We start from the raw sequence: 17617 nt of genomic DNA, 5'->3' as shown, positions 1-17617 counted from the left end.
CAACGCATGTCGCACACCCATTTCGAATCCATGAGAGCCGGCGGCCTGAACTGGGACAGCTTGCCGCTGCGGCTATTTGCCAGTGGCAACGCGAAGTTCTGGAACCCGGCGGATATCGATTTCTCCCGCGACCGGGCCGACTGGGAGGCACTGACCGAGCGGGAACGCGACTACGCCACCCGCTTGTGCGCCCAGTTCATCGCCGGTGAGGAAGCCGTCACCAAGGATATCCAGCCGTTCATGCGCGCGATGCAGGTCGAGGGCCGCCTCGGTGACGAGATGTACTTGACGCAGTTCGCCTTCGAAGAAGCCAAGCACACCCAGGTCTTCCGGATGTGGCTCGACGCCGTCGGGGTCACCGACGACCTGCACGGTTACTTCGACGACCTACCGTCGTACCGGCGGATGTTCTACGAGGAGCTGCCGGAATCGCTGGAGGCGCTGTACGTCGACCCCTCGCCGGCCGCCCAGGTCCGCGCGTCGGTGGTGTACAACCACGTGGTCGAGGGCATGCTGGCGCTCACGGGATACTATGCGTGGCACAAGATTTGCGTGGACCGCGGCATCCTGCCCGGCATGCAGGAGTTGGTCCGACGCATCGGCGACGACGAGCGACGGCACATGGCGTGGGGCACCTTCACATGTCGGCGGCATGTGGCCGCCGACGACACCAACTGGGCCGTATTCGAGACGCGGATGAACGAGCTGCTGCCGCTGGCGCTGGGCCTCACCGAGGATGGCTTTGCGTTGTACGGCTCCGACATTCCGTTCGGGTTGGATCCGGAGGAGTTCATGAAGTACTCCGCCGACAAGGGCATGCGGCGCTTCGGCACCATCAGCAGCGCCCGCGGCCGCCCGGTCGAGGAGATCGACGTCGACTATTCGCCGGTGCACCTGGAGGATTCGTTCGGTGAGGAGGACGCTCGCTCGCTGGTCGCCTCGGCATGACCTGATCGCCGAGATTGACGAAATGCCGGAAGCCACTCGCACTTTGCGGCCCAAACTCACCGTTGGGCGGGACGGGGGCTCAGGCCTTGGCGGGGTAGAGCAGTTGCAACTCGCCGAGGCTGGCGGCCACCGTCACCAGCGGCAGCGCATCGGCCACCGGGTGCTGGGCCTCATGCGACTCGGCCCGCAGCGCGGTCACGAAATGCTCTGACAGACCGCTGGATCCGAGCGGATGGTCGGTTCGGCCCGACATCCGGTCGGCCACCAGCGTCGCGTGCGCGTCCAACACGGTGCGGGCATTCGGATAGGCGCCGCGCGAGGGCAGCGTGGGAATGTCGGCGATCAGATCGGCCGCACCGCGCAGTCGAATCGCGCGGTTGGCCCGGCGGATCACCGGCGCTCGGTGATCGCGCGGCCCGCCATTGTCCGAAAGGTACTGTCGGACAGCACTGTCGACGGTGCGCGAGGCGGTGAGCGCCTGGTGGCTGAGCTCGTCCACGGCAGCCGCGGAGGTGCCGTGCGTCACGCGGGAGACCGCGGTGCGCAGGTAGCGGGTGCCCACGTCGTAGGCGGCGTCGATGGCCGCAGACACGGCCCGGCCGGAACCGCGCGGCCACAGCAGCAGCGACACCACCAGGCCGACGGCTCCGCCGACGACAATGTCCTCGATCCGGATCAGTCCCACCTGCCAGCCGCTCGGGTTGATCAGGTTGAACACGATCAGCACCAGCATGGTGAACGCGGCCTGGCCGGCGGCGAACGATGCGATCTCGGGAACGTAGGCCGCGATGAACGCCACCACCGGTAGGGCGACCAACAACACCGCCGGTTCGACGCCGAGCAGTTCGATCAGCACCGCCCCGATCACGAACCCCACCACCGTCCCGCTGACCGCGCGAAAGACCTTGGTGCCGGTGGTCAGCGCGGTGCTGCGCAACACCGACAGCGCCGCCAACACCACCCAGAAGCCATGTTCGACGGCGAACATGTGGGTGGTCGCGACGGCGGCCGCCAGCCCCAGTCCGGTGCGGATGCTGTTGCGCACCACCACCGCCCGGGTGGCCACGTAACCCGACGGAATCGTCGCCACCGCTTGGGTTTCGGAGAGCACCCGCACAGCCGCGCCGGTCTCCGGCAACTGCCTGCCGAGCACCCGCATCAGCACCGGCCGCGCGTCGGCGGCGGCCGCCCCGGCGATGACCCGGCCGGTGGTCATCACGGTGGCCCCGAACGTGCGCCGGGCCAGCAGCCGCGCACCGACCTTGATCGCGCTGTCGTCACAGTCGGACCGCAGCACTTTGGCGACGTCTTCGCGGTACCGGCCGCGCGCGACCGAGCGCAGGTCGGCCAGCGCCTCGTCGAGTTCGACGCGGCCGGCGTCGCGGTCGGGTACCCGGGTGATCCGCAACAGTCGATCGCAGGCGCGCAATACCCGCACCGACGGCTCGCTCATGAGCCCCAGGGTCTCGGCGGTGTCGGCGCGCACCCGATCGGTCAGCCAGCCCAGGTCGTCGACCACCCGCACCAGCGCGCGACTGCCTGCGGTCAGCCCCACCGGCCGGAAGTCGCCATCCAGATAGTGCGCGAACAAGGCGTTCATCGCCGCGTTGACGTCCTTGGCGGTGGCGCGGCCCTCCAGTCGGTCGGCCAGCGTCGCGCAGACGTGGGCCGCATACCGGCGCAGATCGTCGTGGTGGCGGGGCGCGAAGACGAACAGCGCCGCCGGTACGCACACCGCCAACGCGATGCACCAGCCCAGTAGCCGGTCCGAGACCGGTCCGGTCGGCGTGCAGGCCGGCAGCACGAACGTCATCAGGGTGGCGCGCTGGCCGGCGGCGATCGCGGTGCTCAACACCCCGGCGAACGTGACGAGCACGCCGAGCACGAACATCACCACCACCGACAGCCACGGCAGATCGGCGATCAGGGTGCCCAGCGTGATCAGCGCCGCGCCGATGAGCCCCAGGCCCGCATAGGACACCGCGCGGCCGGCCCGGTTGCCCGGAAAGTCGACGGTGATCAGCAGCGCAATGGAGCCGAAGATCGCGTACATCGGCGTTTGCCCGCCGCCCACGGCGAATCCGACCGCGGCCGCGATCGGGATCACCAACCCGGCGCGGGCGGCGCGGCGCAGCGCATCGCGTTCGGGATCGCGGCTTTCGAACCGATCGCGCAGGCGGCGCCGCAGCATCCTGGCGTAGCGCAGCATTACTCGGGCACAGTCGCGAACCGACCGGAATCCAGCGCGTCCAGCAGTTGACCGGCGATCCACGCCAGCCCCGCGCCATCCGGGGGCAGGGTGCACTGTTCGTAGCCCACCAACAGGTAGACCGCCCAACTCGCGAACACTTGGGCCTGGCGATCGTGGCCCAGGATCTCGAAGGCGGCCTCGCGCAGCACCTCGAAGCGTTGCCCGTCCACGGCTTCCTGCGCCTTGCGGACCTTGGGGTCGATCGAACTCCAGGTCCGGATCGCGGCCTCGGCGCCATACGGCAGCGCCAACCCGACATCGACCACGCCGTCGATGCGGCGGCGCGGATCCGGTTCGGCGCGCAACCGCGCAACCCGCTGCCCGGTCAACCCGTTCTGCCAGTGCTCCACCAGCTCGGTCGTATAGGCCGACCAACTGGAGAAGTAGTGGTAGAACGATCCGGTGGTGACGCCGAGTCGGCCGCACACCTGCGCCAACTTCAGCCCGCCGTACCCCAGTTCGGCCAGCACATCGAGGCCGACGTCGAAATACGCTTCCCGGGAGACGACTGTCGCCATTCCGTGAACCATAGTTCGCCGCGGGGTGCCTACGCACCCACTTCGGCGGCGGCAAACCGACCGAGCAACCGGATTGAAGTGCCGCTAATCAAAAGTATGACCGGATCGTGACGCAGAGCGGGACCGAAACTGGTCCCCCAGCTAAATCTGCGTACAGCGGATACCGAAATAGTCGGCAAACCCGGTCAGGTCGGTCGATTTTGCTTGACTGCAGGTGGATCCACTTTCGAATCCGTCATTTTTCACGCGACAGTCAACCTTGGAACTTCCAGGCGGTGAGCTGTGGCACACTTTGACTGTGCCGCATATTGCTAGTCGCCGGGGACCGGGTCGGCCGCCAGCAGCGAAAGCGGCGGAGACGCGGGAGCGAATATTGCGCTCCGCCCGTCAGGTTTTCAGCGAATTGGGGTACGACGCTGCGACCTTTCAGGCCATCGCACTCCGCGCTGACCTGACCCGGCCGGCGATCAACCACTACTTCCCCAACAAGCGCGCGCTGTTCGCCGAGGTGGTCAATCGCACCAACGCGCTGGTGGTGGCCGCCGGCGCCGAACGCGCCCAGACGGAAACGACGCTGGTCGGCCGGCTGGAGGCGTTCTTGCTTGCTGCCGTGCAGGCGGACTCGGAGGACCGGTCCGCAGCCGCGTTCCTGGTGGCCTCGGTGCTGGAGTCGCAGCGGCACCCGGAATTGCGCCAGGATGACAACAATTCGCTGGAAGGCTCGCGCGCGTTCGTGACCTGGGCCGTCAAGGAGGCGATCGGCAACGGGGAACTCGACATCGACACCGACGTCAACTCGCTGGTGGAGATGCTCGTCGCGGTGCTGTGGGGGATGGGCTTCTATGCCGGGTTCGTGGGCGATCACGAGCAGCTGGAGAAGATCATCGATCAGCTGCGGCTGCTGCTCGAGCATCGGCTGTGGCAGCTCAACCCCGCCGAGTAACACCACGTAACCGCGGAAAAGGGTTGCGCCGCAAGCGATCCCCGACGTCGGCCGGACAACGAATAGGCTAGCTAAGTTATTCGGTAGAATGGCGTGCGAACCATTCACGCAGACGGGATCGACATGAGCGCACTTCGCACCGAGGACGACAGCTGGGACATCGCGACCAGCGTCGGCAGCACCGCCGTCATGGTGGCCGCCGCACGCGCGGCCGACACCGAGAGTCAGCACCCGCTCATCAACGACCCGTACGCGCGCACCCTCGTCGACGGTGTCTCGGGGCTGCCGTGGCAGAACCTGCTGGAGGATTCGATCATCGAGCGGGTGGCCGGCGTCGACGCGGAGGCCGGCGCCATCTTCCGGCACATGCGCAACTACCAGGCCGTGCGCACCCACTTCTTCGACGCGTTCTTCACCGACGCGGCCGCCGCCGGCATCCGTCAGGTGGTGATCTTGGCCTCGGGCCTGGATTCCCGTGCCTACCGGTTGCCGTGGCCCGCCGGCACCCGGGTCTTCGAGATCGACCAGCCCAAGGTGCTCGAGTACAAGGCCGCCAAGCTGGCCGAGCACGGCGCGCAGCCGACCGCGCAGCGCCACGAGGTGGCCGTCGACCTGCGCTTCGACTGGCCGGCCGAGTTGCGCAGCGCGGGCTTCGATCCCGCGGTGCCCACCGCCTGGCTCGCCGAAGGACTGTTGATGTATCTGCCGGGCGAGGCTCAGGACCGGCTGTTCGAGAACATCACCGCGCTCAGCGCGCGCGGCAGCCGGATCGCCGCCGAAACCGCCGGCAAGCATTCGATGGACCGGCGCGAGGAGATGCAGGAGCGCTTCGAGCGGGTGGCTGCGATCTTGGAGATCGAACGGCCCGACATCGATATCGCGGACCTGGTCTACAACGACCCGGATCGCGCCGAACTCGACGAGTGGCTCGATGCGCACGGCTGGCAGGCCACCGCGACCCCGGCCACCGACGAGATGCGTCGGCTCGACCGCTGGGTGGACGGCGTGCCGATGTCCGACGACGAGGACGTGTTCTCGCACTTCGTGGTCGCCGAACGCGGCTGACCCGTCGGCCCGGCCGCACCCGCAGCCTGTCGCCCAACCGGGTGGTTGGCTACCATGGCGCGTAGGACGCAAAGCGCCCGCAACGCTAGGAAGGGCAGGCCGTGACCACCGAAATCTCCAAAGAAACCGCACCGACGGCGACCGCCGTGGATGTGCCGGCAGTCGTCGCCGGCGCCCGCAAGGCTTTCGCGACTGGCCGCACCCGCGACATCGAATGGCGCAAACGGCAGCTGACCGCCCTGGCGAAGCTGCTCACCGAGAACGAATCGATGATCGCCGAGGCGCTGGCCAAGGACCTGGGACGGGCGCCGTTCGAGGCGTGGCTGGCCGACATCGCCAGCACCGTCGGTGAGGCCCTCGACGCCGCCAAGAACGTCAAGAAGTGGACCAAGCGTCGCTACCGCATGCTGGAGTTCTCCCAGCTGCCCGGTCGCGGCTGGGTCGAATACGAGCCCTACGGCACGGTGCTGGTCATCGGCGCCTGGAACTTCCCGTTCGCCCTGACGCTGGGGCCTGCGGTCGGCGCGATCGCCGCGGGCAACACCGTGGTGCTCAAGCCGTCGGAGGTGGCGCCGGCCTCCTCGGCCGTAATGGCCGAACTGGTCCCGCGCTACCTGGACCCCGAGGCGATCGTCGTGGTCGAGGGCGACGGCGCGGTCAGCCAGGAGCTCATCGCCCAGGGCTTCGACCATGTGTTCTTCACGGGGGGCACCGAGATCGGGCGCAAGGTCTATGAGAGCGCCGCCGCCCACCTGAGCCCGGTCACCCTGGAACTGGGCGGCAAGAGCCCCGTGATCGTCGCCGCCGACGCCGACATCGAGATCGCGGCCCGGCGCATCGCCTGGACCAAGCTGATCAACTCCGGCCAGATCTGCATCGCGCCGGACTACGTGCTGGCCGACGCGTCGATCCGGGACAAGTTCGTCGACGAGCTCAGGAAGTCCGTCGAGAAGTTCGAGGCGGAGAACACCGGCGGCAAGCGCATTGTCAACGAGCGGCACTTCGCCCGGTTGACCACCGCCCTGGCCGCCACCAAGGGCGAGGTTGTGCTCGGCGGGCAGTCCGATGCCGCCAGCATCTCGATCCAGCCGACCGTCGTCGTCGACCCGGATCCCGGCGAGCCGCTGATGACCGACGAGATCTTCGGGCCCATCCTGCCGGTGCTGACGATGCAATCTCTCGACGAGGCAATCAATTTCGTCAACGCTCGGCCCAAGCCGTTGGCCGCCTACCTGTTCACCAAGACCAAGGCGGTCCGGGAGCGGATCATCCGCGAGGTACCGGCCGGCGGCATGGTGATCAACCAGTTGCTGTTCCACTTCGCCACCACCAAGCTGCCGTTCGGCGGGGTCGGCCCGTCGGGAACGGGCTCCTACCACGGCAAGTTCGGCTTCGAGGAATTCAGCCACCGCAAGACCGTGATGACCAAGCCAACCCGACCCGACTTAATCTCGATGATCTACCCGCCGTATACAGAGAAGGCGTGGAAGATGGCGCGCCGGCTGTTCTGAGCGCGTCCCACGCACCAAGCTGAGTCGGATCCGAGAGAGGAAGTTCATGCCCGGAGTGCAGGATCGTGTCGTCGTTGTCACCGGAGCCGGTGGCGGGCTCGGGCGCGAGTACGCGCTGACGCTGGCCAAGGAGGGCGCCGCGGTCGTGGTCAACGACCTGGGCGGCGCCCGCGACGGCAGTGGTTCCGGTTCGGCGATGGCCGACCAGGTGGTCGACGAGATCAAAGCCGCGGGTGGCCGCGCCGTCGCCAACTACGACAGCGTTGCCGAGCCCGAGGGCGCGGAGAACATCATCAAGACCGCGCTCGACGAGTTCGGCAAGGTCGACGGTGTGGTCAGCAACGCCGGCATCCTGCGGGACGGCACGTTCCACAAGATGACCTACGAGAACTGGGATTCGGTGCTCAAGGTCCACCTGTACGGCGGCTACAACGTGGTGCGCGCTGCGTGGCCGCACTTCCGGGAGCAGAGCTACGGCCGGGTCGTGGTCGCGACCTCGACCAGCGGGCTGTTCGGCAACTTCGGGCAGGCCAACTACGGCGCCGCCAAGCTCGGGCTGGTCGGCATGATCAACACGCTGGCCCAAGAGGGCGCCAAGTACAACATCAAGACCAACGCGGTGGCCCCGATCGCGGCCACCCGGATGACCGAGGACATCCTGCCGCCGGAGGTGCTGCAGAACCTCACGCCGGACTACGTCGCGCCGGTGGTCGCCTACCTGTGCACCGAGGAAGTTCCGGACACCGCGTCGGTGTTCATCGTCGGTGGCGGCAAGGTGCAGCGCACCGCGCTGTTCCAGAACGAGGGTGTCACCTTCACCGCGCCGCCGTCGGTCGACGACATCGCCGCGCGCTGGTCGGAGATCGACGACCTGTCGGCCGCCAAACAAGCCAGCTTCAATCTGCGCTGACATATGAAAGCCTGCGTAGTACAGGAGCTTTCCGGGCCGGCGGGCATGTCCTACACGGATGTGCCCGACGTCTCGCCCGGCCCCGACCAGGTCCTCGTCGATGTCCGAGCGGCCGGGGTGTGTTTTCCCGACCTGTTGCTCACCAAGGGTGAGTACCAGATGAAGGTCCCGCCGCCGTTCATCCCGGGCATGGAGGTCGCCGGCGTGGTGGCCGCGGTCCCCGAGGGATCGGGTCTGACAGTGGGGCAACGTGTTTCGGCGTCCAGCATGCTCGGTGGATACGCCGAGCAGGTGGCGGTGCCGGTCAGCGCGGTCCGCCCCAGCCCGGCCGAACTCGATGACGCGGAAGCGGTTTCGCTGCTGGTCAACTACAGCACGATGTACTTCGCCTACGAGCGCCGCGCCGCCCTGCGGCCGGGGGAGACGGTGCTGGTGCTCGGCTCCGCCGGCGGGGTGGGCACGGCTGCCGTGCAGATCGCCAAGGCGATGGGCGCGCGGGTCATCGCGGCGGTGAACCGGCAAAGCGCGCTGGACTACGTAGGAACCCTGGGTGCCGACGTCGTCATCCCGCTCGCCGAGGGCTGGGCCCAGGCGGTGCGCGATGCCACCGACGGCCGCGGCGTGGACGTCGTCGTCGACCCCATCGGCGGGCCGGCCTTCGACGACGCGATCCGCGTGCTGGCCACCGACGGCCGGCTGCTGGTGATCGGCTTCGCGGCCGGCGGCATCCCGACCGTCAAGGTCAACCGGCTGCTGCTGCGCAACGTCGGCGTGCTCGGCGTCGGCTACGGCGAGTACATCAACCGGGACCCGGCCTCGGCGCAGGTGTTCGCGGCCGGCTTGAACAAGCTGGTCGCCGCGGGTCTCAAACCGCCACCGCCGGTCCGTTTTCCGCTGTCCGACGGTACGAAGGCGCTACAGACGCTCGAAGACGGCGCGGTGTTCGGCAAGCTGGTGCTGGAACCCGCTTGAGCACCCTCGGGATAGCCCTGGTCGCGCTGGCCATCGCCATCGGACTGGCCGGGATCATCATCCCGATCCTGCCCGGTGGGCTGCTGGTGTTCGGGGCCATCGTGGTGTGGGCGCTGGTCGAACGCAACACCGTGGCCTGGGTGACATTGGCGATCGTCGCGGTGCTGTTCGTGACGTCCGAGGTGATCAAGTACGCCTGGCCGGTCAAGCGCATGCGGCAGGCCGACGTGCGCACCTCGATCCTGGTGATCGGCGCGGTATGCGGCATCGTCGGGTTCTTCGTGATCCCCGTCATCGGCCTGTTGATCGGCTTCGTGGCCGGGGTGTTCGTGGCCGAGTTCGCCTCGCGTGGGGACGCCACCCGGGCGTGGGCGTCGACCGTGCACGCGGTCAAGGGTGCGGCACTGTCCATCGGGGTGGAGCTGATCGGCGCCCTGCTGGCCACCGCCGTCTGGGCCGGCGCCGTCATTTTCTGGTGATTTGGGTGCGCCGGGAGGCGCTGAGCGCCCCCAGGCGCACCCAAATCACCCGAGCAGGGCCGTGCGGAGCCGCGCGAGCTGATCGTCGGTGACCCCGGTGGACTGCAGGTAACCCTGCACCGACCCGTAGTCGGCTGCCACGATGCGCAGCGCCGTGTCCAGATACTCCGGCCGTACGCCCAGCACGTCGTCGGACAGCCGGGTCTCGGTGAACTGCGCTGCCTCGGCGGGGATCTCGCCGTCGTAGCGGTTGCGGATCATCGCCATGATCTGCTCGCGCAGCTGCGGCGCGGCGGCGTTGCTGTGCAGATAGTCGTTCATGATGGTGTCGCGATCGATTCCGGCGACGTCGAGGATCACCGCGACGGAGAACCCGGTGCGGTCCTTGCCGGCGAAGCAGTGCGTGAGCACCGAGGCGCCGTCGGCGAGCAGCGTCACCGTGCGGTGCAGCGCCCGGGCGGCCCCGGGCGCCTTGGCGAAGGTCGTGTACGCCTCGGTCATGTAGCGCTTGGCCGCATGCAGCGGCGACTCGTCGTCGGGCTTCTCGGTCATCAGGCGCTTGAACGCTTGTTCGTGGGGCGCGTCGCCGCCGTCGGCACCGTCGACGGCGGCCACCGCGTCGACGAACGGCAGCAGGTGTACCACCACGCCGTCGGGCACCAGGTCGGCGCCGTGCCGCTCGACCTCGCGCCCGCTGCGCAGGTCGGCGACGTCGGTGACGCGCAGTTCCCGAAGCTGCTCCACGCCGGTGTCGTCGAGCTTGGTCAGCTCACCGGACCGAAAGAGGCGCCCGGGCCGCACCTTGCCCGAGGTCGAGGCGGCGACGTCGCGGAAGTTCCAGCCGCCGGAGAGTTGCACTGTCACTTCGGGGTGACCGCGGCTGCGAACGGGCTCTTCTCTGCGCCGAGTTCGTGGCGGGCGACGGTGCGCAGGTGCACCTCGTCCGGGCCGTCGAAGATGCGCATCGCGCGCTGCCAGCCGTACATCCGGGCCAGCACGGTGTCGTCGGACACGCCGGCGCCACCGTGGGTCTGGATCGCGCGGTCGATCACGTTGCACGCCATCTGCGGGGCCACGGCCTTGATCTGCGAAACCAGCCCGTGCGCGGCCTTGTTGCCGTGCTGATCGATGACCCAGGCGGCCTTCTGGCACAGCAGCCGCGCCTGGTCGATCTCGTTGCGCGACACCGCAATCGAGTGCTGAATCATGCCCTGCTCGGCCAGCGGCTTGCCGAAGGCGATCCGGGTCTGCACCCGGTCCACCATCAACGCCAGCGCGCGTTCGGCGACCCCGATCGCCCGCATGCAGTGATGGATGCGGCCCGGTCCGAGCCGGGCCTGCGCGATCGCGAAACCGCCGCCCTCCTCGCCCAGCAGGTTCGATACCGGAACCCGGACGTTGTCATAGACGATCTCGGCGTGGCCGTGCTGATCCTGCCAGCCGAAAACGCTTGTGGAGCGCACGATTTCGAGGCCAGGGGTGTCGGTGGGGACGAGCACCATCGACTGCTGCTGGTGGCTGGCCGCATCCGGGTTGGTGCGGCCCATCACGATCAGGACCTTGCAGCGCGGATCGTTGGCGCCGGAGGTCCACCACTTGCGGCCGTTGATGATGTAGTGATCGCCGTCGCGGACAATCGAGGTCTGGATGTTGCGGGCGTCGCTGGAGGCCACCGCGGGCTCGGTCATCGAGAACGCCGAGCGGATCTCACCGGCGAGCAACGGTTCGAGCCACTGCTTGCGCTGCTCCTCGGTGGCGAACAGGTGCAGGGTCTCCATGTTGCCGGTATCCGGTGCCGCACAGTTGATCGACTCGGGGGCGATCTCGGTGCTCCACCCCGTCAACTCCGCCAGCGGCGCGTACTCGAGGTTGGTCAGCCCGGACTCCGAGGGCAGGAACAGATTCCACAGTCCCCGCTCCTTGGCCAGCGCCTTGAGGTCCTCGACCACCGGCGGCACGGTGAAGTCGCCCGGTCCCTTCTCGGCGCGGTAGGCGTCATAGACCGCCTCCGCCGGAAAGACGTGCTCGACCATGAACTCGGTCAGCCGTTGGTGGTAGTCCTGTGCCTTCGCCGACATCGCGAAATCCATGCCTGGTGGCCCCTTCGAATTGCAGCCTGACCCAACCGATTGGTTGGTCACTGCCGTCCACCATAGGACACCGCCCGAGGCGCTCCCGGAGCAGGTGACCGCCGATCAGGCGCTGCAGATCACAGCGCGGCGAGGATGTCGTTGACCCGGTCGCGGGCGTCGCCGAAGAGCATCTGGGTGTTCTCCCGGAAGAACAGCGGGTTCTGCACCCCGGCGTAGCCGGAGGCCATCGACCGCTTGAACACGATGACGTTGTCGGCGTTCCACACCGTCAGCACCGGCATGCCGGCGATCGGGCTGGCCGGGTCCTCGGACGCGGCCGGGTTCACGGTGTCGTTGGCGCCGATGACCAGGACGACGGCGGTGCTGTCGAAGTCGTCGTTGATCTCGTCCATCTCCAGCACGATGTCGTAGGGCACCTTGGCCTCGGCCAGCAGCACGTTCATGTGGCCCGGCAACCGGCCGGCCACGGGGTGGATGCCGAACCGGACGTCGACGCCGCGCTCGCGCAGCTTGCGGGTCAGGTCGGCGACGCCGTACTGGGCCTGGGCCACCGCCATGCCGTAGCCCGGGGTGATGACGACGGTGTCGGCCGAGGAGAGCAGTTCGGCGGCGCCCTCGGCGGTGATCTCGCGGTGTTCGCCGTAGTCCACATCGGACCCGGCCCCCGAGCTTTCCATGCCGAAGCCACCGGCGATCACCGAGATGAACGACCGGTTCATCGCCTTGCACATGATGTAGGACAGGTAGGCACCGGAGGAGCCCACCAGCGCACCGGTGATGATCAGCAGGTCGTTACCCAGCAGGAAGCCCGCGGCGGCCGCGGCCCAGCCCGAGTAGCTGTTGAGCATCGAGACGACGACGGGCATGTCGCCGCCGCCGATCGAGGCGACCAGGTGCCAGCCGAGCAGCAGCGCCAGCACGGTGACCACGATGAGCAGCCACAGCTGCGGGTCGATGACGAACCAGACCGTCAGCGCCGCGAAGACCACCAGCGCGCCGAGGTTGAGCAGGTTCTTGCCCGGCAGCATCAGCGGGGCCGACTTCATCCGGGCCGACAGCTTCAGGTTGGCCACGATCGAGCCGGTGAAGGTGACCGCGCCGATGAAGACGCCGATGACCACCTCGGCGGAGTGGATGCCCAGCAGCCCCTCGGCGCTCAGCGTGATCGCCTCGGCGCCCTCGAGGTGACGCTCGACGTGCAGGTAGCCGTTCCAGCCCACCAGGACCGCGGCCAGGCCGACGAACGAGTGCAGCAGCGCGATCAGTTCCGGCATGCCGGTCATCTCGACCTTGCGGGCGCGCCACAAGCCGATCAGGGCGCCGATCACCATGGCGACGGCCAGCAGACCCAGGCCCAGCGGCTCGATCTTGCGTTCCAGCGCCAGCGCGATCGTGGCGACCAGCGCCACGGTCATACCGGCGATCCCGAAGGTGTTGCCCACCTTCGAGGTCTCGTGTTTGGACAGGCCGGCCAACGCCAGGATGAACAACAGGGCCGCGACGACGTACGCCGAGGTGGCAGCGGTTTCTAGCAGCATGGCATTCGTTCCGATCGGTTGATCAAACTCAAGTGGGGGCAGGCTCAGCTGCGGGAGAACATCGCCAGCATGCGGCGGGTCACCGCAAAGCCACCGAAGACGTTGATGCTGGCGACCAGGATCGCCACGAAGGCCAGCGCGGTGATGACGGGATCACCGTGCCCGATCTGAAGCAGGGCGCCGACCACGATGATTCCGGAGATGGCGTTGGTGACCGACATCAGCGGCGTGTGCAGCGCGTGGTGCACGTTGCCGATCACGTAGTAACCGATCACGATCGCCAGCGCGAACACCGTCAGGTGCACCTGCAGCGCGGCCGGTGACAGCGCGATCAGGACGAACAGCACCGCGGCGGCGGCGAAGGTCACGCCGAGCCGGCGGCCGGCCGACATCGGTTGCTTGGGTGTCGATTCGACGACCGGCGCCGAGGTGCTGGCCGCCGGGGCGGCCGAGACCTGCACCGGGGGCGGGGGCCAGGTGATCTGTCCGTCGCGGACCACGGTGACCGAGCGCTGCACCACGTCGTCAAAATCCAGGAGGAGAGTCCCATCCTTGTCCGGGGTCAGCAGCTTGAGCAGGTTCACCAGGTTGGTGCCGTAGAGCTGGGAGGCCTGCGCGGGCAGGCGGCCCGCCAGGTCGGTGTAGCCGATGATCGTCACGCCGTTGTCGGTGACGATCGCCTGATCCTTGACGCAGCCCTCGACGTTGCCGCCGTTGGCCGCGGCCATGTCGACGATCACGCTGCCCGACTTCATCGAGGCCACCATGTCGGCGGTGATGATGCGCGGCGCGGGCTTACCCGGGATCAGCGCGGTCGTGATGATGATGTCGACGTCCTTGCACTGCTCGGCGTACAACGCCGCCTCGCGGGCCTTGTAGTCGTCGCCCATCTCCTTGGCGTAGCCGGTCGCCGACACCTCGGCCACCGCGGGGTCCACGGCCAGGTACTCGCCGCCCAGCGACTTGACCTGGTCGGCGACCTCGGGGCGGGGGTCGGTGGCGCGCACGATCGCACCGAGGCTGCCGGCCGCGCCGATGGCGGCCAGCCCGGCCACGCCGGCCCCGACCACCAGCACCTTGGCCGGTGGCACCTTGCCCGCGGCGGTGACCTGGCCGGTGAAGAACCGGCCGAAGGTGTGCGCGGCCTCGACTACCGCGCGGTACCCGGCGATGTTCGCCATCGAGGACAACACGTCCAGCGACTGCGCTCGGGAGATGCGCGGCACGGCGTCCATCGCCAGCGCCGTGATCGAACGGGTGGCCAGCCGTTCCAGCAGTTCGGGCTTCAACCCCGGCGAGATCAGGCTGATCACGGTGGCGCCGTCGCACAGGGCGGCGATCTCATCGTCGTCCGGCGCGTTCACCTTGAGCACGACATCGGAGCCGAGGGCCTGCTGCCTCGACCCGATCTCGGCGCCGACCTCGACGTAGGCTGGATCGGCGAAACTCGACGCGGCGCCCGCGCCGGACTCGACCAGCACCGAATAACCGAGTTTGATCAACTGTGCGACCGTCGCGGGGGTGGCGGCGACACGCGTCTCGCCAGGTAGCGACTCGCGCGGTATCCCGATGATCATCGATTTCGGTCCGATCTGGTTGGCTCAGCGTGACGATAAAGATGTCAGTGTAGGAAACCCCAATATGCCGTCGTGCACCCCGTTACCACCGGTCGCGGTCTGGACCGGTGCGGTCGCCGAGGAAGTCGGTCGCGGTCCTAGACCGAACGCGGCACCCGACCCAGTTCGCGAAGCCAGCCCCGGCGGGCGGCGTCGTGCCACCGCAACGCGGCCGGAACCGTGCGCCAACCCGACCTGATGGTGGCTCGCACCGTGCGGTAGCTGCGTTCGTCGATGCGCCGCCACGGGATCGAGAACCGCTCCCGCACAATGGGCGGCAACCCACCGAAGATCACCAGCCGCATGGGCGGGGCCAGCGCCGCGCGCACCGGAAGGCTGGGCAGCAGCCGGTCGGTGAGCGGTTTCATCAGCGGGTGGGTGGGATAGTCCGGCGAGGCGCTCATATCCGGAATGACGGGCCGCTGGATGAACTCGATGAGATAGTCCGACGCCGCGTTCGGCTGGAGCACCTCGCCGCAGTAGCGTTCGTACTCTTGGTTGAACTCGGCCAACGTCGGTGGGAGCACCGACTCCGTCATCCCGTAGCGGCGGTACCATTCACAGCCCTCGAGGTAGAGCTGTTCTCGTTCGGCGTTGGTGAGCCGATGGCTGTCCCAATATTCGGCGAGTCGGTGCACCATCATCTGAAAGGTGGCGTGCGCCCACCAGTAGGTTTCCGGCGTCAGGGCGTGGTAGCGCTCACCGGAGGGCAGCACGCCCTTGATGTCGCGGTGGAAATCGCGAACCCGCGTGCCGGTCCGGCCGGCGTCGGGGCCGTCGTAGACCGTGCCGAGAATCCCTGGCAGGGAACGGAACACGCGGTCCACCGGGTCGTCGAAGAAGTTGGAGTGGTCGATCAGGCCCTGCCCGATCGCCGGGTGCATGGTCTGCATGAGGCCGGCCGTCCCGCCCTCGAACGCGATGCGCATGTCGCCGGCCCAGCGCCAGAGCAGGGACTGCGGCCCGAGGTCGGTCCGGGTGCCCATGGTGCCAAATCTAGCAACGGTCGCCCCGAGTTCGACGAAATGCCGGAAGCCACTCGCACTTTGCGGCCCAGACTCACCTTTGGGCGTACGGGGTGGGGGTTAGACCAGCTCGATGACGTCGGCGATCGAGGGCAGCACCCGCCCCGGCCGGAACGGGTAGCGCGCGATGTCGGCCTCGGCGGTGGAACCGGTGAGCACCAGGATGGTGTCGAGCCCGGCCTCGATGCCCGCGATCACGTCGGTGTCCATCCGGTCGCCGATCATCGTGGTGCTCTCCGAGTGGGCCTCGATGCGGTTCATCGCGCTGCGGAACATCATCGGGTTGGGCTTGCCGACGAAGTACGGCTCCCGGCCGGTGGCCTTGGTGACCATGGCGGCCACGGATCCGGTGGCCGGCAACGGCCCTTCGGCCGAGGGCCCGGTGACATCGGGATTGGTGGCGATGAACCGCGCGCCGTTGATGATCAGCCGGATCGCCTTGGTGATGGCCTCGAACGAATAGGTGCGGGTTTCGCCGAGGACCACGAAGTCCGGGCTGTTGTCGGTCAGCGTGTAACCGACCTCGTGCAGGGCCGTGGTCAGGCCGGCCTCGCCGACGACGTACGCGGACCCGCCGGGCAACTGATCGCCGAGGAACGCCGCGGTGGCCAGCGCCGAAGTCCAGATGGACTCCTCGGGCACCTTCAGGCCGGACCGCGCGAGGCGGGCGGACAGGTCGCGCGGTGTGAAGATCGAATTGTTCGTCAGAACGAGAAAGGGCCGCGCTTTGTCGATGAGGGCGGCCAGGAACTCGGCCGCGCCCGGCAGCGCGTGATCTTCATGGACAAGGACGCCGTCCATGTCCGTGAGCCAGCATTGCGAGGGCGCGCGCACCCGCGATTAAACGGGCGGGTAGGCCGGCGGCGGGTAGTTTCCGCGCAGGGCCCACGGCAGCCACGAGAAGAAATACTCGATTTCGTCGCTGGCGTCGTAGTCGGGATTCGGATCCATGCGCGAAGTGTAGCCCGCGGCGAGTCCGGCGCGGCAACGATCGCGGCCATTGCATACACTGGCCAACTAGTTGATTGGTCAGCCGGCGCCGAGCGTCGTACCTAGAGAGTAGAAAATGGCGTCAGAGAACGGGCAGACACGCCGCGAAGAGCTGCTGGCAGTGGCCACCAAGCTGTTCGCGGCCCGTGGCTATCACGGCACCCGGATGGACGACGTCGCCGACGTGGTGGGCCTGAACAAGGCGACCGTCTACCACTACTACGCCAGCAAGTCGCTGATCTTGTTCGACATCTATCAACGGGCGGCCCAGCGCACCCTGGCCGCGGTCCACGACGACCCGTCCTGGTCGGCCCGGGAAGCCCTGTACCAGTACACGGTGCGGCTGCTCGAACAGATTGCCGAGAACCCCGAGGGCGCCGCCGTCTACTTCCAGGAGCAGCCCTACATCGCCGAGTGGTTCACCGCCGAGCAGGTCGCCCAGGTCCGCGAGAAGGAAACCCAGGTCTACGAGCACGTGCACGGCCTGCTGGACCGGGGCATCGCCAGCGGCGAGTTCTATCCCTGCGATTCGCATGTGCTGGCGCTGGGCTACATCGGGATGACGCTGGGCGCCTACCGGTGGCTGCGACCGCACGGCCGGCGCAGCGAGAAGGAGATCGCCGCGGAGTTCAGTACCGCATTGCTGCGCGGCCTGATCCGCGATGAGAAGACCCGCACCGAGTCGCCGCTGGGCGAGGGGCTGACCGGCGCCGAGCGCTAATAAGGCCGGGGGCTGGGCCGCCTCGGCGCCGGGTGGC

General features: G+C 68.1%; 16 protein-coding genes and 1 pseudogene. 8 read left to right on the top strand and 9 right to left on the bottom strand.

Going from position 1 to position 17617, the window contains the following annotated elements:
* Positions 1-6: 6 nt before the first annotated feature.
* Entirely contained in the window at positions 7-948 is a 942-nt protein-coding gene (locus RCP80_RS22515; protein ID WP_308479790.1) for a R2-like ligand-binding oxidase, read from the top strand.
* Positions 949-1027: 79 nt separating this feature from the next.
* On the opposite strand, the gene RCP80_RS22510 is transcribed toward RCP80_RS22515, so the two are convergent.
* Together RCP80_RS22510 and RCP80_RS22505 are read right to left on the bottom strand one after the other, a co-directional pair.
* Positions 1028-3157 (bottom strand): FUSC family protein, encoded by a 2130-nt coding sequence (locus tag RCP80_RS22510; protein ID WP_308479789.1) that lies wholly within the window; start codon positions 3155-3157, stop codon positions 1028-1030.
* Positions 3157-3717: a TetR/AcrR family transcriptional regulator gene (locus RCP80_RS22505; protein ID WP_308479788.1), complete on the bottom strand. Its 561-nt coding sequence runs from the start codon at positions 3715-3717 to the stop codon at positions 3157-3159. The genes RCP80_RS22510 and RCP80_RS22505 overlap by 1 nt, the downstream gene beginning before the upstream one ends.
* Before the next feature lie 298 nt (positions 3718-4015).
* On the opposite strand from RCP80_RS22505, the gene RCP80_RS22500 reads away from it, so the two are divergent.
* From RCP80_RS22500 to RCP80_RS22475, 6 genes are all read left to right on the top strand, one after another.
* A complete protein-coding gene (locus RCP80_RS22500) occupies positions 4016-4660 on the top strand; it encodes a TetR/AcrR family transcriptional regulator (protein ID WP_308479787.1) in 645 nt (214 codons plus the stop codon).
* 123 nt (positions 4661-4783) lie between these two features.
* Complete coding sequence (locus RCP80_RS22495; protein WP_308479786.1) at positions 4784-5725, top strand: SAM-dependent methyltransferase; 942 nt, start codon at positions 4784-4786, stop codon at positions 5723-5725.
* Positions 5726-5826: 101 nt separating this feature from the next.
* Positions 5827-7236, top strand: a complete 1410-nt coding sequence (locus tag RCP80_RS22490) for an aldehyde dehydrogenase family protein (protein ID WP_308479785.1) — start codon at positions 5827-5829, stop codon at positions 7234-7236.
* Between the two features lie 46 nt (positions 7237-7282).
* Positions 7283-8146, top strand: a complete 864-nt coding sequence (locus tag RCP80_RS22485) for an SDR family oxidoreductase (protein WP_308479784.1) — start codon at positions 7283-7285, stop codon at positions 8144-8146.
* Positions 8147-8149: 3 nt separating this feature from the next.
* The gene (locus RCP80_RS22480) at positions 8150-9118 is read left to right on the top strand and encodes an NADPH:quinone oxidoreductase family protein (protein ID WP_308479783.1); all 969 of its coding nucleotides are present in this window, start codon (positions 8150-8152) and stop codon (positions 9116-9118) included.
* The gene (locus RCP80_RS22475) at positions 9115-9597 is read left to right on the top strand and encodes a DUF456 domain-containing protein (protein ID WP_308479782.1); all 483 of its coding nucleotides are present in this window, start codon (positions 9115-9117) and stop codon (positions 9595-9597) included. Before RCP80_RS22480 ends, RCP80_RS22475 begins: the two co-directional genes overlap by 4 nt.
* Positions 9598-9642: 45 nt before the next feature.
* Here RCP80_RS22475 and RCP80_RS22470 read toward each other — a convergent pair whose 3' ends face one another.
* The 7 genes and pseudogenes from RCP80_RS22470 to RCP80_RS22440 all read right to left on the bottom strand — a co-directional run.
* Positions 9643-10461 carry a tyrosine-protein phosphatase gene (locus RCP80_RS22470; protein ID WP_308479781.1) on the bottom strand — a complete coding sequence of 273 codons (819 nt, stop codon included), beginning with the start codon at positions 10459-10461 and terminating at the stop codon, positions 9643-9645.
* Complete coding sequence (locus tag RCP80_RS22465; protein WP_308479780.1) at positions 10458-11675, bottom strand: acyl-CoA dehydrogenase family protein; 1218 nt, start codon at positions 11673-11675, stop codon at positions 10458-10460. The genes RCP80_RS22470 and RCP80_RS22465 overlap by 4 nt, the downstream gene beginning before the upstream one ends.
* 131 nt (positions 11676-11806) lie before the next feature.
* On the bottom strand, positions 11807-13228 hold the full coding sequence (gene pntB / locus RCP80_RS22460; protein ID WP_308479779.1) for a Re/Si-specific NAD(P)(+) transhydrogenase subunit beta: 1422 nt from the start codon (positions 13226-13228) through the stop codon (positions 11807-11809).
* Positions 13229-13272: 44 nt separating this feature from the next.
* A complete protein-coding gene (locus tag RCP80_RS22455) occupies positions 13273-14805 on the bottom strand; it encodes a Re/Si-specific NAD(P)(+) transhydrogenase subunit alpha (protein ID WP_308479778.1) in 1533 nt (510 codons plus the stop codon).
* A gap of 137 nt (positions 14806-14942) precedes the next feature.
* Positions 14943-15830: an oxygenase MpaB family protein gene (locus RCP80_RS22450; protein ID WP_308479777.1), complete on the bottom strand. Its 888-nt coding sequence runs from the start codon at positions 15828-15830 to the stop codon at positions 14943-14945.
* 99 nt (positions 15831-15929) lie between these two features.
* A complete protein-coding gene (locus tag RCP80_RS22445) occupies positions 15930-16670 on the bottom strand; it encodes an HAD-IIA family hydrolase (RefSeq protein WP_373693394.1) in 741 nt (246 codons plus the stop codon).
* A 39-nt stretch (positions 16671-16709) separates the two neighbouring features.
* Positions 16710-16817 (bottom strand): annotated as a pseudogene (locus tag RCP80_RS22440) (hypothetical protein); the annotation flags it as partial.
* A 118-nt stretch (positions 16818-16935) separates the two neighbouring features.
* On the opposite strand from RCP80_RS22440, the gene RCP80_RS22435 reads away from it, so the two are divergent.
* Entirely contained in the window at positions 16936-17580 is a 645-nt protein-coding gene (locus RCP80_RS22435; RefSeq protein ID WP_308479775.1) for a TetR/AcrR family transcriptional regulator, read from the top strand.
* Positions 17581-17617: the final 37 nt, after the last annotated feature.

Source organism: Mycolicibacterium sp. MU0053, from assembly GCF_963378095.1.
In the GTDB taxonomy this organism is placed as follows: domain Bacteria; phylum Actinomycetota; class Actinomycetes; order Mycobacteriales; family Mycobacteriaceae; genus Mycobacterium; species Mycobacterium burgundiense.
This window is presented reverse-complemented; position numbering and strand designations above follow the sequence as displayed.

What these genes read in the sequence shown, in the direction of transcription:
- RCP80_RS22515 (WP_308479790.1), top strand. Translation starts at nt 7, where the DNA reads ATGTCGCACACCCATTTCGAATCCATGAGAGCCGGCGGCCTGAACTGG.
- RCP80_RS22510 (WP_308479789.1), bottom strand. Translation starts at nt 3,157, where the DNA reads ATGCTGCGCTACGCCAGGATGCTGCGGCGCCGCCTGCGCGATCGGTTC.
- RCP80_RS22505 (WP_308479788.1), bottom strand. Translation starts at nt 3,717, where the DNA reads ATGGCGACAGTCGTCTCCCGGGAAGCGTATTTCGACGTCGGCCTCGAT.
- RCP80_RS22495 (WP_308479786.1), top strand. Translation starts at nt 4,784, where the DNA reads ATGAGCGCACTTCGCACCGAGGACGACAGCTGGGACATCGCGACCAGC.
- RCP80_RS22485 (WP_308479784.1), top strand. Translation starts at nt 7,283, where the DNA reads ATGCCCGGAGTGCAGGATCGTGTCGTCGTTGTCACCGGAGCCGGTGGC.
- RCP80_RS22480 (WP_308479783.1), top strand. Translation starts at nt 8,150, where the DNA reads ATGAAAGCCTGCGTAGTACAGGAGCTTTCCGGGCCGGCGGGCATGTCC.
- RCP80_RS22465 (WP_308479780.1), bottom strand. Translation starts at nt 11,675, where the DNA reads ATGTCGGCGAAGGCACAGGACTACCACCAACGGCTGACCGAGTTCATG.
- pntB (WP_308479779.1), bottom strand. Translation starts at nt 13,228, where the DNA reads ATGCTGCTAGAAACCGCTGCCACCTCGGCGTACGTCGTCGCGGCCCTG.
- RCP80_RS22455 (WP_308479778.1), bottom strand. Translation starts at nt 14,805, where the DNA reads ATGATCATCGGGATACCGCGCGAGTCGCTACCTGGCGAGACGCGTGTC.
- RCP80_RS22450 (WP_308479777.1), bottom strand. Translation starts at nt 15,830, where the DNA reads ATGGGCACCCGGACCGACCTCGGGCCGCAGTCCCTGCTCTGGCGCTGG.
- RCP80_RS22445 (WP_373693394.1), bottom strand. Translation starts at nt 16,670, where the DNA reads ATGGACGGCGTCCTTGTCCATGAAGATCACGCGCTGCCGGGCGCGGCC.
- RCP80_RS22435 (WP_308479775.1), top strand. Translation starts at nt 16,936, where the DNA reads ATGGCGTCAGAGAACGGGCAGACACGCCGCGAAGAGCTGCTGGCAGTG.